The following is a 20167-nucleotide window of genomic DNA, read 5'->3' on the forward strand; positions in this document are numbered from 1 at the left end:
CTCCAGCTAACCCAACATCCTTCATGAACATAATAAATTCCCATTGTTTAATTACTAGAAGTATATATAATGTTATTAAAAACATGTAAAGGCAGGTGAGAACGTAAAAGATAGCTAAATGGTTATAGAATAGTTATCACCAATTAAAGATATTATTTGATTTCGTCATGAAAAGAGGTGTTATTTTAGTTGAGAAAAACGATGGGAAATTTTCGTCTTTGGATGGAAAGAGTGAGTTTAAGAAAAAGAATTACTATTCTATTCGCATTAAGCACCTTATTTTTGTTAGCGTTTACAGCTGGGATTTCGTATTTTACGATGACTAATATATTAACCAACAAATTACATGATACATTTAATAGTAATTTGAAACAAATAAGGCTATCACTCGATAATACGATTAATGATATGAATTATGTCTCCCAACAGATTTCCTTTTCTAATAATTTAGCCTTTAATTTGGAAAATTATCTATCCAATGATCCTTCATTTGAACGAACTACATCATATGAAGAGATCAAAGATGAGCTAAATACCATTATGTTTACCAATCCTAGCATCGGCTTATCGCTGCTTTATATTGAGAATAGTGATGAGATTTTATTCTATAGTCATGGGTTGAAAGAGCCCTTTTCCAAGGAGATTGGTCCTTTGCTGAACGAAGGATATCACATGAACAATTATGGACCACACCTTAGTAAAGAAAGATTTCAAGATAAATATGTGCTTTCCACTTTGAGAAAGCTCGATATAAATTATCGATCCGATATTTATATCTACTTGGAATCCAATTTAGATTTAACAACCGATCTCTTAGAAGTGGACAATGTTTTGAATGATACAGAGTATATTTTGATTAATAAAGAACAGGAGATTATTTATAGCGAAAATGCCAATTTTATGGTCGGTCAAACTTTTGATACAACAGTAGAAAGCGATCGCAAGCATGGATATTATTGGTTTGAAGAAACTTCAGAGGCAGGATGGGGCATTATAGCGTTAATTCCTATTGCAAAATATAATTCAGAAGTAAATCAATGGATTCAAGTAATGATCTATATTGTGCTTATTTTTGTCTTAATTAGCTTAATGGCATCTTTTATGTTATGGAAGAATATCCATAAGCCCTTACGTGAGTTTAGTAAAGAAATCACGCTAATGGGAAATAGTAATTTCCATTCAGAAGTGGCCGAAACAAGAATCCCAGAGTTTGTTGAGCTTATTAATCAGTTTCGTGATATGAAAAAACAGATCACACAATTAATTAAAGAAATTGAGCAGAAAGAAAGAAAACGTGCTGATTTAGAAGTAGAGAAGCTGATTCATCAAATTAATCCCCATTTTTTAATGAATACACTAGATACTGCTAAATGGCTGGCTGTGTCTGGTGAACGAAAAGAGTTATCATACTTGCTTTCCTCTTTAAACAAAATTTTATACTATAATATGGGCAAGTTGGGCACGTTGTCTTCTTTAAAGGAAGAATTAGAGGCAATGGAACAATATATTAAGCTACAACAAATTCGCTACGATTTCACCTACAACTTACAAATCGCAGTCGCTGATGATGTCTTATATGCTCCTGTACCACGATTTATTTTACAGCCTCTAGTAGAGAATGCTATTTATCATGGTTTGGTTGATGATGGTGAGATTACTGTTCACGTTATAAGACAAGAGGCATTTATTGTAATTAGCGTAAAGGATAATGGCAGAGGGATCAAGGAAGAGAAGATAAAAGAAATTTTGCATAATAAAATGCATAAAGAATCAAAAATCGGTATGGGTATTGGACTGAACTATGTAAAACGGATTATTGATCGAACCTATGATCATATGGCTTCTATCGAGGTGGAAAGTGAAATAGGTAAAGGGACAAAAGTTATCTTGAAAATCCCCTATATTAAAGGAGGCAGAGCGCTTCATGATTAAGGTAATGATTGTAGAAGATGATAAGTTAGTACGTAAAAATTTGGTGCGAACACTCAATTGGAAGCTTTTTGGGATGGAAGTTGTTGCAGATGCTAAAAATGGAGAGAAAGCATTAGAAGAATTGGATAACACAGCCGTAGATTTGATAATAACGGATTTGGCTATGCCGATTATGTCTGGAATTGAGTTAATCCGTGTAGTGAAGGAGCAGTATCCAGAGATATTTATTGTTGTCTTATCCTTGCATCGAGATTTTGAATATATTCAAGAAGCCATGCGTTTAGGAGCGATTGACTATATTGCTAAGGTAGAACTGGATGATCAATCGATGGATCAAACATTACGTAGAATTCAGGATCGAATTAAAAAAGAACAATTGAACTATCCAGCTGACACTCTGTTTCCAGATTCTTTAGACGGGGCATTAGTAGTGTTAGCTAATCAACGCTTGAACACTTTATTTCATCGAAATAGTCTCATCCAAGAGAAAGATATGTCCTTTGTGACAGATGAGATTATGATTATTAGACCAAATAAGGTAACGATAGAACAGTTGATAAAGGAAAGCAAAAGAATATGTTCGATAGATATGTCTGCCTGCCTCCTAATAATGGACCAAACAGTAGAGGACTTGGAAGCATGGAAACAACAATTAATGGAAGATAAGGATCAATTATTATTTTATACTTTAGCAAAGAATCAAGCTTTTGCTAAACGAAAATGGTCTGAGCTAAGCCAATGGGATTCAGCGACTGAGGAAACGATTGAAACAATGGCAGAGCGATTATTAACATTGGAATGGATTGGTAGTAATCATGCATTACATAACCTTCTAGTTTCATTGAAAGGTTTACACCTATCAAAGCAGCGTTTAAATGAATTAATGATGGTCACAATGAATGAGTGTAATCGTATATACAAGGATATTTTGGCTGTCCAATTTAGTATCCCCAAAACCTTTTCTTATTGGAGGGACATTGAAATTTGGATGACAGAAACCATGGAAAATATTCATCAGTCTTTTTTTAATCAGGCTTATTCAGAAGAAACGATTTCATCGATTGTAAAGGCTATTGCATTAATTGATCAATCGCTAGATGAGCAGATTACTGCTATAGATATCGCAAAGAGGGTTAATATGAGCAGGAGCTATTTTTCTGTTTGTTTTAAAAATGTAACGAGTTATACCTTTAATGAATATGTTCGTTTAATACGTATGGAAAGAGCTAAGCACCATTTAGTCTATTCTAGAGAAAAAATTGGTAAAATCTCAGAAAAAGTTGGCTACCAGGACATTAAATATTTTAGTAAACTCTTTCGAGAAGAAACGGGCCATCTGCCAAGTGAATATCGAAAATTGTATAAAGGTGAGGCAAATGTTTCTCGACTATAGGAAACATGTTCTTCTTGTGTATCATTACACAGAATAAGGCTATAAAAAAAACATTTCACCACCATTTTTAAATACAATCACCTAATTGAAAGCGATTACATATTTGGTATGATTAAACCGTAATATCATTTTGAAATGAGAGAGGAGTAAAAAAATGAAGCAAAAAGGAAAGCTTATTAGTTTTGTTGGATTTATTCTTATTTTTATGTTGGTTGCCTGTTCTGATGACGGATCTTCCAGTACGGTAGAGGATGATAATGCACCTGATTTGTCTGAACCAGGAGATCCTTTTGGTAAATATGAAGAAGCTATTACCATTGCAATAGGACAAGAGGTAGATCCTAGCGACACAAGCCTGCAAAATGGAGATACACCACTAGATAATCAATATACTAGACACGTGAAAGAAAATTTGAATATTGATGTTGAGCATGCATTTACGGCTTCACCGTCTAATTACGATCAAAAAGTCAGTCTAGCCATTGCCAGTAATGATTTGCCGGATGCTATGGTAGTTGGACCAGTTGAACTTAGACAACTGGTAGAAGCGGATCAAATTGCTGATTTGACGGATGTATATGAGAATTATGCTTCTCCTGCTATTAAAGAAATTATTGACAGTACAGAAGGAGTAGCCATTAATAATGTCACCTTTGATGGAAGAATCATGGCTATTCCAAATTCTCAGGCTGGAGCAGACGGTGTTCATAATCTTTGGATTCGACAAGATTGGCTGGATGATTTAGGGCTGGAGCCCCCTCAAACAATTGATGATCTAAAAGAAGTGGCCAAAGCATTTGTTGAGGATGATCCTGATGGCAATGGTCAGGATGACACGATTGGTTTAGCTGGACCAGATACTAGTAATAAATTATATGCGAATTTCTTAGAATCGACCAATAACCTATATGGATTTGATGGTATTTTCTCTGCATTACATGCCTATCCGGGCTATTGGTTGGAGGGAGACGATGGAGAACCAGTCTACGGTTCCACTCTTCCGGAAACAAAAGAAGCACTGTCTGTTTTAAGAGATATGTACAGTGAGGGATTAATTGATACGGAAATGGGAGTTCGGGAAGATTCGGGGGAATCGATTATTAGTGGTAATACAGGCATGTTCTTTGGTCCATTCTGGATGCCTTATGGTCCTATTACGGATGCGGTAAAAACAAATCCAGAAGCTAATTGGCAATCTTATGCAGTGCCTTTAGATGCTAACGGTGAGTATACACCACATCTTAGCACAACCACTACACAATATGTGGTTGTTCGTAAGGGTTATGAGCACCCTGAAGCAGCGATGAAAATATTAAATAATCTATTAGCTCATGAATCTGAATTTGATCCAAGTATTGGTGGCCCTGGTTATTATCCAATCAGACTAGTGTATGCCCCAGCAGATGAAATGGAAGTGACAACAGAGGCTTTGCGTGAGGTTTTAGCTGGAACGAAAGAGCCAAGTGACTTTTATGATATGCCAGCATATAAATTATTGAAATCAGATGTAGATACGGTTTTTGATGTGAAATTAGAGCCTTATGATGACATGGATATCGAGTATTGGGACTTGGAAACCAATTTAGGGCAATGGACCAGAACTTATTCTGCTCTGGTAGGTACTGGGCCATTAGTCGATACAGAAATTAAAGGTGTCACAAGTTTGGTTTATTCCCAAACAAAAACAATGGAAGATCGCTGGGTTAATCTGAAAAAGCTAGAAGATGAGACATTTTTGAAAATCATTATGGGTACAGCTTCTTTAGATACGTTTGATCAATTTGTAGAAGATTGGAAGAAACAGGGTGGTGAGACAATTGCTGAAGAAGTAGCAGAAATTACATCTAATTAGTGTTTATACAAGTTAATACGACTACTTTAAGATGTTTTTATGGGGAAAGGCGCTGCTGATTACAGTGCCTTTTCAGACAACTATAACGTAGAAGGAGAGCTTGATTATGCGCTCAAAAGGATTTGCCAAACATTACTATCTCATGCTAATTCCAGGAAGTGTCTGGCTTTTTTTCTTTAGCATTGTTCCTATGTTTGGGATCATTATAGCCTTTCAAAATTTCAACCCAGGGAATGGTATCCTAGGATCTGAATTGGTTGGATTGGAAACCTTTAAATATATGTTTGAATTAAGTGATACAATGAATGTATTTTTTAATACTATTTATATTGCAGTAATGAAAATTATTGGTAACTTAATTGTTCCATTAATTTTCGCTTTAATGTTGAATGAGGTGAGATATTCGGGTTTTAAGCGTTCTATTCAAACCATTGTCTACTTACCTCATTTCTTATCTTGGGTTATTTTGGGTGGTGTTTTATTAGACATATTTGCCTTTCAAGGACCTGTCAATCAATTACTTAGTATATTCGGAATCGATCCTGTTTTATTCTTTGGTACTCCAGAATTATTTCCGTTTTTAGTTGTTGGTAGTGATGTGTGGAAGGAGTTTGGCTTTAATACGATTATTTATTTAGCTGCCTTAACCGGAATTAATCCAGCTCTATATGAAGCAGCGGGAATTGATGGAGCTTCAAGATGGAGAATGTTATGGCACGTCACTTTACCAGGTATTCGAACAACAGCTGTTTTGCTGGCAGTATTAAGCTTGGGGAATGTATTAAATGCTGGCTTTGATCAAATATTTAACCTTTACAATCCACTTGTCTATTCAACTGGCGATATTATTGATACTTGGGTATATCGAGCAGGGTTGCTCAATTTGCAGTATGAATTAGCTACGGCAGTCGGTTTATTGAAATCTGTTGCTGGTTTTATCTTGATTAGCTTATCTTATTACTTAGCTTATAAGTTTACCAACTATCGAATTTTTTAAGGAGGATAAATGCTATGTTAAGAAGTAAATCGTTATCTTCCAAGATGGCAGATGTGATTTTGATTACGATATTAGTATTAATAGCTCTTACTTGTATTTTGCCACTATGGTACACACTTTCCTTGTCGTTTAGTTCTAAAACAGCTGCAGCGGCAGGTGCTGTGGCGCTATGGCCGGTTGATTTTAATTTTGATTCTTACAAACAGCTTCTGCAAGATAGTCAATTTTTTAAATCATTTTGGATATCCATTCAACGAGTGGTTTTGGGTGCGGGTTTGAATTTTATTATTGTACCGTTAATGGCTTATCCTCTTTCTAAGACGATCAAGGATTTTAAAGGAAGAAACGTGATGATGTGGACTCTTATTTTTACAATGTTGTTTAATGGGGGGTTAATTCCACTTTATATAACGATTCAAAACTATAATTTAATGAATAGTATTCTAGCTCTTGTGTTAGTCGGAGGTGCTCAAACCATTGTGTTTAATATTATCCTCACAATTAATTTCTTCAGGAATTTACCGAGCTCTTTAGAAGAAGCCGCGTTGGTAGATGGTGCAGGGCCGTGGTATATCTTATTTAAATTATTTATACCGTTGTCGATTCCGGTTCTGGCAACGGTATCATTATTTAGCATTGTCTATCATTGGAATGAATTTTTATATGGTCTTATCTTTATGACAAGGGAAGAATTTTATCCATTACAAACTTATATTCAGCAATTAGTTGTTTCGGTTGACCCCTCCACAATGACGGAGGATCAGTACAAACGAATGAGTGAATTATCTAACCGAACCTTGGATGCAGCCAAAATATTTATTGCTATGCTGCCAGTATTAGTGGTGTACCCATTCTTACAAAGATATTTTATTCATGGTATCACGTTAGGTTCTGTTAAAGAATAGAAGGAGGCTTTCAAATGGAGACGGGAATGGAGCGACTGTATTATTTGGCAATGGCGATTATTCGACTAGTTTATATTAACTTATTGGTGATGGTCTTTACCTTATTAGGGCTTGTGCTATTAGGCTTTTTTCCAGCTCTGATCGCCTGTTTTGCGGTAATAAGAAAGAATATGCTTTATGATCAGGATATCGCTATTACAAAAAATTTTTTTAGTGAATATAAGCGATATTTTGTAAAAGGCAATCTTGCAGGTGCATTTTTTGTAACTGTATGTTTGTTATTATATGTGAATTTTTCGATTGCACAGGTAATCGGGAATGAATGGATCCAACTCAGTTATTATCCGATTTTGTTAGTATCTATTTTATGTTTGATAGTGTCTATTCATATCATTCCTTTATCACTACACTATCGTAATAATTGGAAAACTACGATTAAGAATGCTTGTCTCGTTATTTTTATTAAGCCAATTAATACTATTTTTTTAATCGCTTCACTTGTTGCTAGTTATTATATTATAACGGTTGTTCCGGGACTGATACCCTTCTTCGGTGTCAGTGGCTTTGGGTGGATTATCATGTTCTTTACGTTAAACAAATTTAAGACGTTAGAGGCAGAACATACTTCAGTATCAGATTCCACCATTACTTCGATATAAATAAAGGAGGAAACAGATGAAATTCACAAATGGTAATTGGTTAGTAAAAGAAGGGTATACCATTCATTTTCCCAAAACGATCCACGAGGTGAAACTCGAAGATCAGAGCGTGCTGCTGTATGCACCGTGTAACTGGATTAACCATCGGGGTGCAACTTTGACTGGACCGCTATTGACGATTCGGATTTCTACTCCAGTGGAAGAAGTTTTTCGCATTCAGGCTTGGCATTTTGCAGGTGGTATCGAGAAGGGTCCGCATTTTCCAGCTCTGAGCACAGGACGTCCCTTAGTGGTGGAGGATTATTCTGATCAACTTCAACTACAAACGGGTAGTTTTATTTTGACGTTGGATAAGCAATCGTTTGCTTTACAATTTACTCGTAATGGGGAAGTGGTTACTCAAATCGATGGCAAAGGCATAGCATGGATTGATGGTCCAAGACAGGAAAGCTATATGCGTGGTCAATTAGGTTTGACAGTGGGTGAAAATTTGTATGGTTTGGGAGAACGATTTACTCCATTTGTCAAAAATGGCCAGACTGTCGAATGCTGGAATGAAGATGGGGGAACTAGCTCAGAACAATCCTATAAAAATATTCCGTTCTACGTAAGTAGTCAAGGATATGGGGTATTTGTCAACCATCCAGAAAAGGTTAGTTTTGAGTTGGGGTCAGAAACGGTATCTCGTTCCCAATTCAGTGTCACTGGAGAAGTGTTAGATTATTATGTGATTAATGGTCCAACGCCAAAAGAAGTGATTCAGCATTACACAGTCATCACTGGCAAACCAGCTCTTCCGCCTGCTTGGAGCTTTGGTTTGTGGTTGTCCACATCTTTTACGACAAATTACGATGAGGAGACAGTGACTCATTTTGTTGATGGAATGGCAGAGCGTGGCATTCCGCTAAGTGTGTTTCACTTTGACTGTTTTTGGATGAAAGAATTTGAATGGTGTAATTTCCTATGGGACCGTCGTCATTTTCCGGATCCAAAAGATATGTTGCAGAGACTTAAGCAAAAAGGCTTGCATATCAGTGTCTGGATTAATCCATACATAGCTCAGAAATCTCCACTGTTTGAAGAAGGAAGGAAAAAAGGTTATTTGTTGACGAGATCGAATGGTGTCGTATGGCAATGGGATTTATGGCAAGCTGGTATGGGGATTGTCGATTTTACCAATCCTGCGGCACGTATCTGGTACCAACAACATTTAAAACGCTTATTAGACATGGGAGTGGACACCTTTAAGACAGATTTTGGCGAACGTATCCCAACAGATGTGATTTATCACGATGGGTCAGATCCTCTGAGGATGCATAATTATTATGCCTATTTGTACAATCAAGTAGTCTTTGAGCTATTGCAGCAAGAGAAAGGTGAGCAAGATGCTGTTGTGTTTGCACGAGCAGCAACTGCAGGCAGTCAAACTTTTCCTGTACATTGGGGTGGCGATTGTGATTCAACCTATGAAGCGATGGCAGAAAGTCTTCGGGGTGGCTTATCCCTAACCACTTCAGGCTTTGGCTACTGGAGTCATGATATTGGTGGGTTTGAGAATACTGCGACGCCAGATGTCTTTAAACGATGGACGGCTTTTGGTTTATTATCTAGTCATAGCCGTTTTCATGGCAGTTCTTCCTATCGTGTACCTTGGCAATTTGATGAGGAAGCGGTAGATGTGGCGCGTTATTTTACTGAATGGAAAAATCGTTTAATGCCTTATCTCTATGGTCAAGCGGTTATCAACAGTCAAACGGGAGTACCAGTCATGCGATCAATGCTTCTGGAATTTCCGGAGGATCCAATCTGTAATTATCTGGATCGACAATACATGTTGGGGGATAGCTTGTTAGTTGCTCCAATTTTTCGTTCAGATGGTTATGTCTCTTTTTACTTGCCAGAAGGAGTATGGAGCCATTTGTTTAGTGGAGAACAGCTGACTGGTGGAAGGTGGATCGAAGCAAGTTTTGATTATTGGAGTCTACCTCTGTATGTTAAGGAAGGGGCGATTTTGCCGATCGGAGCTTGTAAGGAACAACCTGTTTATAGCTATGAACATGAACTGACCATTAAGATATATACCTTAACCGAGGGAGAAAAAAGCTCTCGTGTTATATATAATCAAACGGGACAAAAAATAGGACAAATTTCAGTGAGAAATGAAAATGGTCAGTACTATATTGAAACAAATGGGTTAACAGGAACTTATGATGTGGAAATGGTCGGTTATAAGACGATAACAGTAGATGAAGGGAGAAGTTCAATTAGAGTGGATATATAAGTGAATATCTAAGTGAATATCTTGTATATTGCATTACGGATTAGGATGTTTTGATAAAGGATAGGAATACCTTGTTGTTGCACCTCATTAATTAATATCAAGACGAATATTTTTAAACAAAATATGTACCATCCACCCTCAATCTAATTAATTTTTTGGATATTATTTTAACTTTGTTGTATTTTTTAGATGTTATGCTTATGAGATAATCCGTATTGAAAGCGATAACATTAATTGAAGGGGTGTTGATGGAAAAATGAAAAAATGGAATTATTTAATTTTATTGGGAATGGTCGTATTGTTAACTGTGCTTGTTGCTTGTTCTGATGAAAGTAGTGAAAGCAGCGGTTCTTCTGATCAAGATGATGATGTGGTCACATTGGAATTTTGGCGAGCAGAAGATATTGGTCGGGCAGATTTTCAGGTGTTTATGGATGTGGTGGATAAATTTAATGAGGAGCATCCAGAGATAGATCTTCAAGTAAATACAACACCACATGCTGATTATCGCACAAGACTTAACACACAAGCCGCGGGCGGACAGCTTCCTGATATTTTTCAAGTATGGCCTGGAGCTGAATTGGAGCCGTTAGTAGAAGGTGGAGTCGTTCAGCCGATAGATGATATCACAAGCTACTGGACGGAGGAAACGGGTTTATTAGATGAAGAGGATTTTCAAGATTTCTCGGTTGATGAGCACGTGTATGCCGTCCCAGCTAATACGAATCCAACGCATATGATTTTCTATGATAAGGATATGCTGGCAGATGTGGGGTATGATGAGTTTCCTCAGACCTATGATGAGTTTTTGAATTTAGTGGATGATTTGAATGCAGAGGATATCACGCCAATTGCACTAGGTAATGCCGATGGCTGGGTGTTACAATCTGTGTATATTTCCACTATTGCAGACCGCTTTACCGGTAACGATTTCTTGGAAGGGGTTGCAAATGGGGAGAGAGCGTTTACGGATGATGATTTTGTTGAATCATTAGGGGTAATCGAAGAGTTGATGGCTAAGAATGCCTTCAATGAAGATCTAAATACCATTGATAGTACACAGATGATTGATTATTTCCTTCAAGGAAGAACAGCAATGGTCGTTGATGGCAATTGGGGCATCGCCGCTATTTTAGAAAATATGCCAGAAGATAAAAATATAGGCGTAGCTTCTATTCCGTTAAATGATTCCAATACCATTTCAACAGTAGCAGGCACAGGCCATGCGATTAATAGTGAGTTAGAAGGGGAAGAATTAGAGGCGGCACATACCTTCTTGCAATATGTGTATAATGAAGAGTTATGGCAAAATTTAATGGAAGTAGGCCGTCCGATTATTGCAAATTTGGAACTTCCTGAGGATGCGGATATCAATCCAATCACAGAAGAAATGTTGCAAGTCATTGCTGATTCTGATCCAGCTCCCGTGTATGATGCGACACTATCACCAGCGGTTAATGATCAGCTGGAGAATGAATTGCAATCTATCACCGTTGGTGGCTCTACCGCAGAAGAAGCGGCCGCTAATATTCAACGAGTGGCAGATAGTGAACAGTAAATAGATAGAGTATTAGGTAAAGTAGAGTGTCTTATTCTAAGATGCTCTATTTTATTGGGTGATATTGTTCAAGCACAGTTGTTAGCGTAAATGCGCTTTATGTAAGAGATCCTTTCACCTAGCTTTTTCAAAATAAGGAAAGTGTGCTTGGATAGTATCCTCTATACTCATAGAGTAAATTGTACTTGTTACGCCAATTGATATACAGTTAAAGTAATAGAAAATCTGAAAAGTTGTTACTATCTTAAATGGGGAGAAGTCTATGAGACGGTTTGTGTCATTCATTCGGAATAGTCTGAAATGGAAATCTATCATCATATTCTTATTACTAGTCACGATTCCAAGCAGTTTGATTGGTTCCATCGTTATTAACCAGTCGAATACTATTGTGAAGCAACAGGTGATGGATACTACACAACGCAATTTAAACAATATGGAATCGAAATTGACGGATGTTATCGATGAGGTGGAAGAAATATCACGATATATTATATACAGTAACGAATTCCGGGATTTCATGACACATTCGGCTGTTACTAGCAGTGATTATACCGTGTTAAATCGCTTGCGTAGCAATTTAAATGGCTTTTTTGTCTTTCATCAATCGGAAAAGGATTACTTTCACTCTGTGGAAATTAAGGGACAGAATGAACAAGTGCTTTCAGCAGGGGAGCTTGTAGAAGCAGATGAGACAACATGGCGGGATCGCGCTGCTGAATTAAAGGGAAATATTTCGTGGAGTGAGCCTTATTCTCTTTACAATATTCGCAAGAGTGAAGAGGAAACAGTGATTAGCTTGTATCGCACGATTAATCATCTTTACGATATAACGGAACCTATTGGATTGGTTACCTTTCGTTTAGATCAAGAAGCCTTATTTCAACATGTTTCAGAAGGGTTTGTTAATCAGCAGCATCAAGCTTTTTTCATCCATGAAAATTCGGGTAATGTCATTGGCTCAATGAACGATGCACCATTTGAATATGAGGAATTGATTGATAATATAAAAAATGATGGAGAGAGTTTTCAATTCACCTCGCATGACGAAAATTATTATGCCGCCTCTCGTTATATCGATTCGATTGATCTATACATTATATCGGTTGTCAGTGAGTCGTATATCTTGTCAGAAATGGGCGGGATACGCACTAGTTTTGGCTATATGATGGCTATTGCTATCTTGATGGGACTGTTGACGTTTGCTGGCTTTACTTTCTTTGTCGTTCGGCCGATACTAGAATTGACCAGAGAAACGAAGCGTGTAGAGCGTGGCGACTTCCAAGCCAGAGTCCCTGTTCGTTCGAGAGATGAAGTAGGCCAGTTGGGTTTTCGCTTCAATGCGATGGTAGGTAGAATGCAGCGGCTAATTGAAACTAAGTATAAGTTAGAAATACAAAACAAGCATTCTGAACTAAAGGCATTGCAAAGTCAAATCAACCCCCATTTTCTCTATAATACGCTAGATATGATACGTTGGACGGCACGCATCGAAAAGGCTCCAGAAACGAGCAAAAGTATTGAAGACTTGGCTAATTTATTTCGAATTACGCTCAGTCAAGGGAAGATTTTTATCCCGCTAAGTAGTGAATTAAAGTATGTTCAAAGTTATATGGAATTACAGCAGAAGCGTTTGGGTGGAAGCTTTCAATATTATCTGTTTAAGGAAGCAGGAATAGAAGATGGTATTGTCATGAAACTGATTCTTGAACCACTTATAGAAAACAGCTTTAAGCATGGTTTTTCGGCTGCGCAGTCTAATAAAACCATTACGATCCGAGCTTATCGGCAGCAGGACAAACTGATATTAGAAGTATTCGATAATGGAGTGGGAATGGATGTAGAACAGGTTAGTCGATTGTTAAAAGGTGAAGGGTCGGCAGGGGAGGCCAATAGCTTTGCATTAAGAAATGTGCATGATCGAATAGCAAACGCCTTTGGTCAAGGGTATGGAATGAAGATTGGTGAACCTGACCAAGGGGCAAAAATAAGTTTGGTGCTTCCGTGGATGGAAAACGAACAAGTACGGAAGCAGCTGTGGAAAGGAGAAGATTCTGACGATGACATGCAGGATCGTAATAGCTGACGATGAGCCATTGATTACCCATGGACTTGCTAACACGATTCCTTGGGATGAGTTAGACGTGGAAATTGTAGGGACAGCCGAGAATGGTCAGAAGGCTTTAGAAATGTTACATCATACGAAAGTAGATATCTTAATTACGGATGTATACATGCCAGTAATGGATGGAATAGATTTATCGAAAGAAGTGGTTCAGACTTTCCCAGAAACACAGATCATCATGATCAGTGGTTACGACGAATTCGAGTATGCACGAGAGGCAATACGGATGGGAGTACAGGATTATTTATTAAAGCCTGTTAATATTGACGAGTTATTAGCATTAGTGAAAAAAATAAAGCATGACATTGCCGATTATCAGCTGGAGCAAGAGAATAAAACACAATCGATCATCAGACAATATTTATCTGAACAAATATTTCAGGTTCCATCCAGTCAGATAGAAGAACAGTTAGCAGGTTTGTTATCTGAATTCTGTATGATTGGTGTAGAAAAGAAAGATTATATGATGATAGCTAGTGATGGAAAACAGACCAAACATCCGCTTGAACTCCAAGTGACAGAAACAGTGCTTAATCGATATCATATAACATCTTTTTTCTGGTTAGAGACACATGAAAATCAATTCATCTTGTTTCTCTATAGTCAACATCCATTATATTCGCAAACAGAGCTAGCATTATTAATGGATGACCTAATCGAATCTTTTGAACAAAACATCTTGATCGTTGCAAGCCCTATTTCAAAGGATATACAACAGATTCATGCACTCTATCAGGTGATAGATGGACTATTGAATCGTTATCGAGGCACTGAAACCACGCGAATAAATGGCTCTCAAGAACATGAGAGCATTTCCATTTGTCATGCAGAAGTGAATCATTCGATCGTCGAGATGGTCTTGCAGCAGAAATGGCAAGGTTTAGATAAAGAAGTGAAGCAGCAGTTGGTCGAATGGAGAAAACAAGGGGCTACCATAATGGAAATCGTATCAGGGTTGAAAGAGATGGAGCAGGCTATTATCCAAAAAGGGCAGGCAAGTATATTTGAACAGGCAGATTTATTTTTTAGCCAGCCAGTAGATACAAGAATATATAATAATGACCAAGTGTTAGAGTTATTATTTATGGAAGATTTAAAACAATTGATTGCTTGCCTTACTACTACCAATGAGCATCATTGGATTATTCGGCAGGTGCAGGAATATATGCACAGCAACTATCAGAAGGATATTAAAGCAGCGAAAGTAGCAGAAAATCATTATATTACCCCGAATTATTTCAGTATGCTTTTTCGACAGGAAACAGGTTGCAGTTATTCAGAATATCTCAATCAAATCCGCATTAATAAAGCAAAGGAGTTACTAGCAGATACGTCTAATAAAGTCTTTGAAATTGCCGAATATGTGGGTTATCGAGAGTATAAATACTTTGTTCAGGTGTTCAAGAATCAGGAGGGGGTCACGCCAACTCAGTTTCGAAAGCTCCATCCCATAAAAAAATAGATATTATATTAATTTTATAGGATTTCAGATAAATGTAAGCCCTTTTATAATAAGGTACAGATTCTTATCAAAAGGAGTGAGTACATGCATCTGCTAAAAAAACCCTGGATTATTGCAGTAGGTATTATTCCTGCATTGGTCATTTATCTGATTTTCAGTATTGTACCAATTTTTATATCGTTCTATTATTCGTTTATGTCTTGGGATGGTTTTTCAGAAATGCGTTTTATTGGATTGGCTAACTTTCAGGAGGCTTTTCAAGATAAGGTGTTTTGGACGTCTGTACGAAACAATATCTTAGTAGTATTAGCCTCTGTTTTTGGTCAAATCCCGATTGCGCTGATACTGGCATTGTTGTTGAACCGAAAAATCAAAGGAGCGAAGTTTTTCCGGACGATTGGCTTTATGCCAGTGGTTATTTCTACAGTGGTTATTTCGATTACCTGGCGAATGATCTATAATTCTGAATACGGATTGCTCAACAATTTTCTAGAAGGAATTGGTCTCGGCTTTCTACAACAGAATTGGCTAGGTAATCCGTCATGGGCGATGGTAGCTGTCTGTCTAACGATCATCTGGCAGTTTGTTGGGTTATATTTTATTATTTTCTTATCTGCTTTGCAAACGGTTCCGGGAGAGATACTGGAAGCCGCTGATTTGGACGGGGCCTCTGAATGGCAGAAGACACGTCATATCATTCTGCCATCGATTCGCCATATTATCCTTATTTCAATTATTTTGTGTATTAGCGGGAGCCTCAAAACCTTTGACTTGATTTATGTCATGACATCAGGTGGTCCAGCTAACTCTACCGAGGTAATGGCCACATATATGTACAATAAGACATTTGAAGGGCTTCGTTACGGGTATGGAAGTGCTATTTCTGTCCTGATCTTCGTCTTTAGTATCGCGATTATTTTGATCACGACTAAATTGCTGCAAAGGAAAGAGAGGTAAATGCAAATGGAAAAAGTAAACGTAGCACATGATTCAAAAGCGGCTCGAAAACGTAAGATTTTTAAAAAAAGTACGATTTATATTGTTTTAATTGCTTTTACGATAATCAATGCCTATCCAATTTTCTGGATGATTATGAACTCTTTCAAATCTGGGCAAGAGTTTGCCTTTGATCCGTTTGGTATCCCAACAGAATGGATTTTCTCCAACTATGTTGAGGCATGGTTTACCGCTAATATTGGGACCTATTTCTTTAACAGTTTATTCGTTGGGATTACCGCTTTAGTGATCTGTATTTTTGTCGGTGCCTTGGCTTCTTATTTCTTATCCAGGTTTCAATTTAAAGGGAGAAACCTGTTGTATGGTTTTTTCGTTATTGGTTTGCTAGTTCCTATTCACGCCACATTAGTACCGATGTTTATTTTAATGCAGAAAATAGGTTTCTTGAATACCCATTTAGCCTTAATTTTTCCATATGTCGCTTTTAACCTGTCGATCACGATCTTTTTGTTAACTAGTTTTATGCAAAGTTTCCCAAAAGAGATCGAAGAATCAGCGATTATGGATGGCTGTGGGGTGTTTCGTATCTTCTGGTCTATTATTTTGCCTATGAGCCGACCGGCGATTGCGACTGCCGTGATTCTTAATTTTATTAATAATTGGAACGAGTTTTCCTTTGCCTTGGTTCTGATTAACGACGATGCCTTAAGCACATTGCCATTGGGTCTTGCGAATTTTGCCGGTCAGTATGCCACCAATTATACTGGGCAGATGGCAGGTCTGACAATTGTATTAATACCAACAATATTGTTCTATCTCGTCATGGAAAAACAAATTGTCAATGGAATGACGCAAGGGGCTGTCAAAGGATAATGTAAATCACTATTTGGAGGGACAATCATGACTGTTATTTTTTATGATGAACAATTTTTATATGAAGGGGAACGACCTTCCCCGGAAAGCCTGAAGCAATTGCAAGAACAGTGTAAGGTGGTAGATGTGAATGGGTTAGAGCAAGCCTTATCAGAGGGAGACATCGATTGTTTAGTATATTTGCACGGGCGATTCTTCCCTAAGCGGCTATGGAATAGTTTACTAGCTTATTTGAAAAAGGGAAAAGCTTTATTACATATAGGCGGATTCCCTTTTCGAACACCGGTAACGGAAAGAAATGGTGCCTGGATAATGGAACGTGACCAGACATCTTATCACAGACAGCTGAACATTCATGAAATATTATCTGTAGATGCCTCGTCGTTTACTAGACTGGAAGCTAATGATCAACTGCCATTCTTTCAGGGGAAAGAAGCTTTATTTACGATAGAATCGACTAATAATTTTATTTTGCATGCAACGAAATCACGGGATAGACCAGATGAGAATGGATCAAGCGGACCGATGGATCTGCAAATCAAGCCTTTATTAAAAGGAATCTCTCCAGAAGGAAGATTTACCGCAGCACCGGCCGTTTTATTAGAGAATACCAAGTCCTCTTTTGCCGGGGGCAGGTGGCTGTTTATTAATCAACCTCTTACCACGAAATTTTGGACTGCAGAGGGAGTAGCGGCGTTAAAGGAATGGACGGATATCATTCGTCGTGGTGTGACAGAGTTCTGGATGCAACCTAATTATGCCGTCTATGAGGAAGGAGAGCGTCCGTCTATTACCTTGCAGTATGAAAAAATTACACAGGCACTGGATAAGATCGATGTGCAGGATACATGGCGGTACCAGCTCCAGATCATCTATAACAATCATGTCATTTGGTCGACGGAAGGGAAACTGCAGGTAACCGATCAATGGGACCGTCTCCAGATTCCGGTGGATGTAATGATTGAAAAAGGACAGTATCGGATCGAATGTACCTTAACATCTGACAATGGAGAAGAGCGGACATTAACACAAGGTTTTTGGGGGAACGATCAGGAGTTTTTACAAGAAGGTACATACTTGGAAGTGAAACGCGATTATTTTTGGAAAAATAATCGGCCATTTCCAATTGTCGGCCAAACCTATATGACTTCAGATGTAGCGCGTAAATTTATTTTTATACCGAATCCAGCTGTTTGGGATCAGGACATGGCAGATATGAAAAAGGCAGGTATTAATTTGATTCGAACGGGACTTTGGACGGGTTGGCGTCATGTTATGTTTGAGGATGGTCACCCGTCAGAAGAGGTGTTACGTGCGATTGACGCGTTTATTCTTACTGCCAAAAAACATCAAATCGAAGTCACCTTTAATTTCTTTGCTTTTACCCCAATAGCTTATGAAGGAGTTAATCCTTATTTGGATCCAAGAAGTGTAAAGGCCCAAAAACGTTTTATTGCTGCCCTGGCCTCCAGGCATCGTTATACAACGAATATAAACTGGGATCTAATCAATGAGCCGTCCATGTTTGATCCAAAGCGTTTTTTTCAAGGACCAAGAACGGCAAATGATCCTTTTGAAAAGCAAGCCTTTGTTGCTTGGCTAAGGGATCGTCATCAAACGATTCAAGCATTGCAAGAGCGCTGGGATATGACACCAGAAGAACTGCCATCGTTTGAGGCGGTGGAAATGCCAGAGCAAGAAGAAGTGAATTTTGATATTCAGGATATGCGCCGTCTGAAACGGGGGTTGCCATGGCTAGATTATACATTATTTACGATGGATATGCACAACCGCTGGGCGTGTCAGCTTACAGAAACATTGCGATCCGTCAATCCGAAACAATTGGTAACCGTGGGACAGGATGAGGCATTAACGAGTCAGAGGCCCACTCCATTCTTTTATGAACAGGTAGTAGACTATACAACCGTTCATTCTTGGTGGATGCTTGACCAATTGGTGTGGGATGGTATTTTCACCAAGACACCTAATAAGCCCAATTTGATTCAAGAAACCGGGATAATGTATGTGGAAACACCGGATAATAAGGCGAAACGTTCCGAATATGAATTGCGCAATATGTTAGAGCGGAAATATGCTTATGCTTTTTCGACAGGCGGAGCAGGTGCCGTACAGTGGTTATGGAATACCAATTTCTATATGAATAATATTAACGAATCAAATATTGGCGCATTACGAGCGGATGGTTCAGAGAAGCCAGAAGCGGATGTGTCGTATGATTTTGGCAGCTTTATCGGCCAAATTAGTGATTTATTTGAAGACAGGGGATTAGAAGAGATAATAGCCATTTTTCCTTATTCGAATGATTTCTCTAATCGAAAATTTGCCTTTGATGCTACTACCAAGCTTACGAGAGTGCTTGCTTATGACATGAATATACCCTTTAGAGCCATGAGCGAATATCAACTGGAAGCACTTAGGCTACAGGCTCCTCGTCTTATTATCGTGCCAAGTGCGCATAACTTTAGCAGGCAAGCTCGTAATCAGCTGATAGACTATGTCAAGGAAAGTGGGGCAGTATTGTTATGGACGGGACCAATCGGCTTGGACGAGTATTGGCAGCATGAACACATATTGCAAAAAGAACTAGGCGAGCATCGATTAGCAAATATTCTCCGAGAGGAATTGCTGACGATAAATGGTATAGAATACCCTGTTTCATTTGGTGATAGACGAATTGGAGAACTATATAAAGAAGAAGTCGCTGGGACAGATTTGCTGGAAGTGAAGCTTGGCAAAGGGAAATTAATTTGGTCACCTCTTCCGATTGAATTAAATCAACGTGCGGATGTCTTGATAGCTGTTTATCAAAAGGCGGTACAGGCTGCAGGTGTAACCAATGAAATAGAGTGGCTGCAAGGGGGACAATACCCTGGTATATATGGACGTAAACTAAGCTTTACGCACGGTAACTTATATATATTTGTCTCCGAGTATGCGGTGGACACACCAATTGAAATAAGGGATCAAGCTTCCGAGAAAAGATATCGTTTTACGTTAGAGAAGGAACGTTCTCAACTGTTTGCAACAGATAAACAGGGGAATGTGATAGCCAGTTATCGAGAGTGGGCTATTATAACAGAATAAAAAGGAGATTCTTCCAACCAGCCTGATCTCACTCACACATGGGAGCAGGCTGGTTTGTATGAAGAGATAGA

The 20167-nt window shown here is 38.2% G+C and carries 13 protein-coding genes; all 13 read left to right on the forward strand.

Annotation, left to right across the window (positions count from 1 at the left end):
- Positions 1-189: 189 nt before the first annotated feature.
- A complete protein-coding gene (locus E0E32_RS08195; protein WP_130859548.1) occupies positions 190-1932 on the forward strand; it encodes a sensor histidine kinase in 1743 nt (580 codons plus the stop codon).
- The gene (locus E0E32_RS22150) at positions 1925-3325 is read left to right on the forward strand and encodes a response regulator transcription factor (RefSeq protein ID WP_165444999.1); all 1401 of its coding nucleotides are present in this window, start codon (positions 1925-1927) and stop codon (positions 3323-3325) included. The genes E0E32_RS08195 and E0E32_RS22150 overlap by 8 nt, the downstream gene beginning before the upstream one ends.
- Before the next feature lie 154 nt (positions 3326-3479).
- A complete protein-coding gene (locus E0E32_RS08205) occupies positions 3480-5177 on the forward strand; it encodes an extracellular solute-binding protein (protein ID WP_130859549.1) in 1698 nt (565 codons plus the stop codon).
- A gap of 106 nt (positions 5178-5283) precedes the next feature.
- Complete coding sequence (locus E0E32_RS08210) at positions 5284-6174, forward strand: ABC transporter permease (RefSeq protein ID WP_130859550.1); 891 nt, start codon at positions 5284-5286, stop codon at positions 6172-6174.
- A gap of 14 nt (positions 6175-6188) precedes the next feature.
- Positions 6189-7079 carry a carbohydrate ABC transporter permease gene (locus E0E32_RS08215; protein ID WP_130859551.1) on the forward strand — a complete coding sequence of 297 codons (891 nt, stop codon included), beginning with the start codon at positions 6189-6191 and terminating at the stop codon, positions 7077-7079.
- 14 nt (positions 7080-7093) lie between these two features.
- Complete coding sequence (locus E0E32_RS08220; protein WP_130859552.1) at positions 7094-7738, forward strand: YesL family protein; 645 nt, start codon at positions 7094-7096, stop codon at positions 7736-7738.
- 16 nt (positions 7739-7754) lie between these two features.
- Positions 7755-10019: an alpha-xylosidase gene (yicI, locus tag E0E32_RS08225; protein ID WP_130859553.1), complete on the forward strand. Its 2265-nt coding sequence runs from the start codon at positions 7755-7757 to the stop codon at positions 10017-10019.
- Positions 10020-10275: 256 nt separating this feature from the next.
- Positions 10276-11577 (forward strand): extracellular solute-binding protein, encoded by a 1302-nt coding sequence (locus tag E0E32_RS08230; protein ID WP_066191455.1) that lies wholly within the window; start codon positions 10276-10278, stop codon positions 11575-11577.
- Between the two features lie 262 nt (positions 11578-11839).
- Entirely contained in the window at positions 11840-13660 is a 1821-nt protein-coding gene (locus E0E32_RS08235; protein WP_130859554.1) for a sensor histidine kinase, read from the forward strand.
- The gene (locus E0E32_RS08240; protein ID WP_066191461.1) at positions 13635-15161 is read left to right on the forward strand and encodes a response regulator transcription factor; all 1527 of its coding nucleotides are present in this window, start codon (positions 13635-13637) and stop codon (positions 15159-15161) included. The genes E0E32_RS08235 and E0E32_RS08240 overlap by 26 nt, the downstream gene beginning before the upstream one ends.
- 84 nt (positions 15162-15245) lie before the next feature.
- Positions 15246-16118: a carbohydrate ABC transporter permease gene (locus E0E32_RS08245; protein WP_066191463.1), complete on the forward strand. Its 873-nt coding sequence runs from the start codon at positions 15246-15248 to the stop codon at positions 16116-16118.
- 6 nt (positions 16119-16124) lie between these two features.
- The gene (locus E0E32_RS08250) at positions 16125-16991 is read left to right on the forward strand and encodes a carbohydrate ABC transporter permease (RefSeq protein WP_066196292.1); all 867 of its coding nucleotides are present in this window, start codon (positions 16125-16127) and stop codon (positions 16989-16991) included.
- Between the two features lie 27 nt (positions 16992-17018).
- Positions 17019-20096, forward strand: a complete 3078-nt coding sequence (locus E0E32_RS08255) for a beta-galactosidase (RefSeq protein WP_130859556.1) — start codon at positions 17019-17021, stop codon at positions 20094-20096.
- The last annotated feature ends 71 nt before the right edge of the window (positions 20097-20167 follow it).

It is taken from the genome of Gracilibacillus phocaeensis, assembly GCF_900626275.1.
Taxonomy (GTDB): domain Bacteria; phylum Bacillota; class Bacilli; order Bacillales; family Amphibacillaceae; genus Gracilibacillus; species Gracilibacillus timonensis.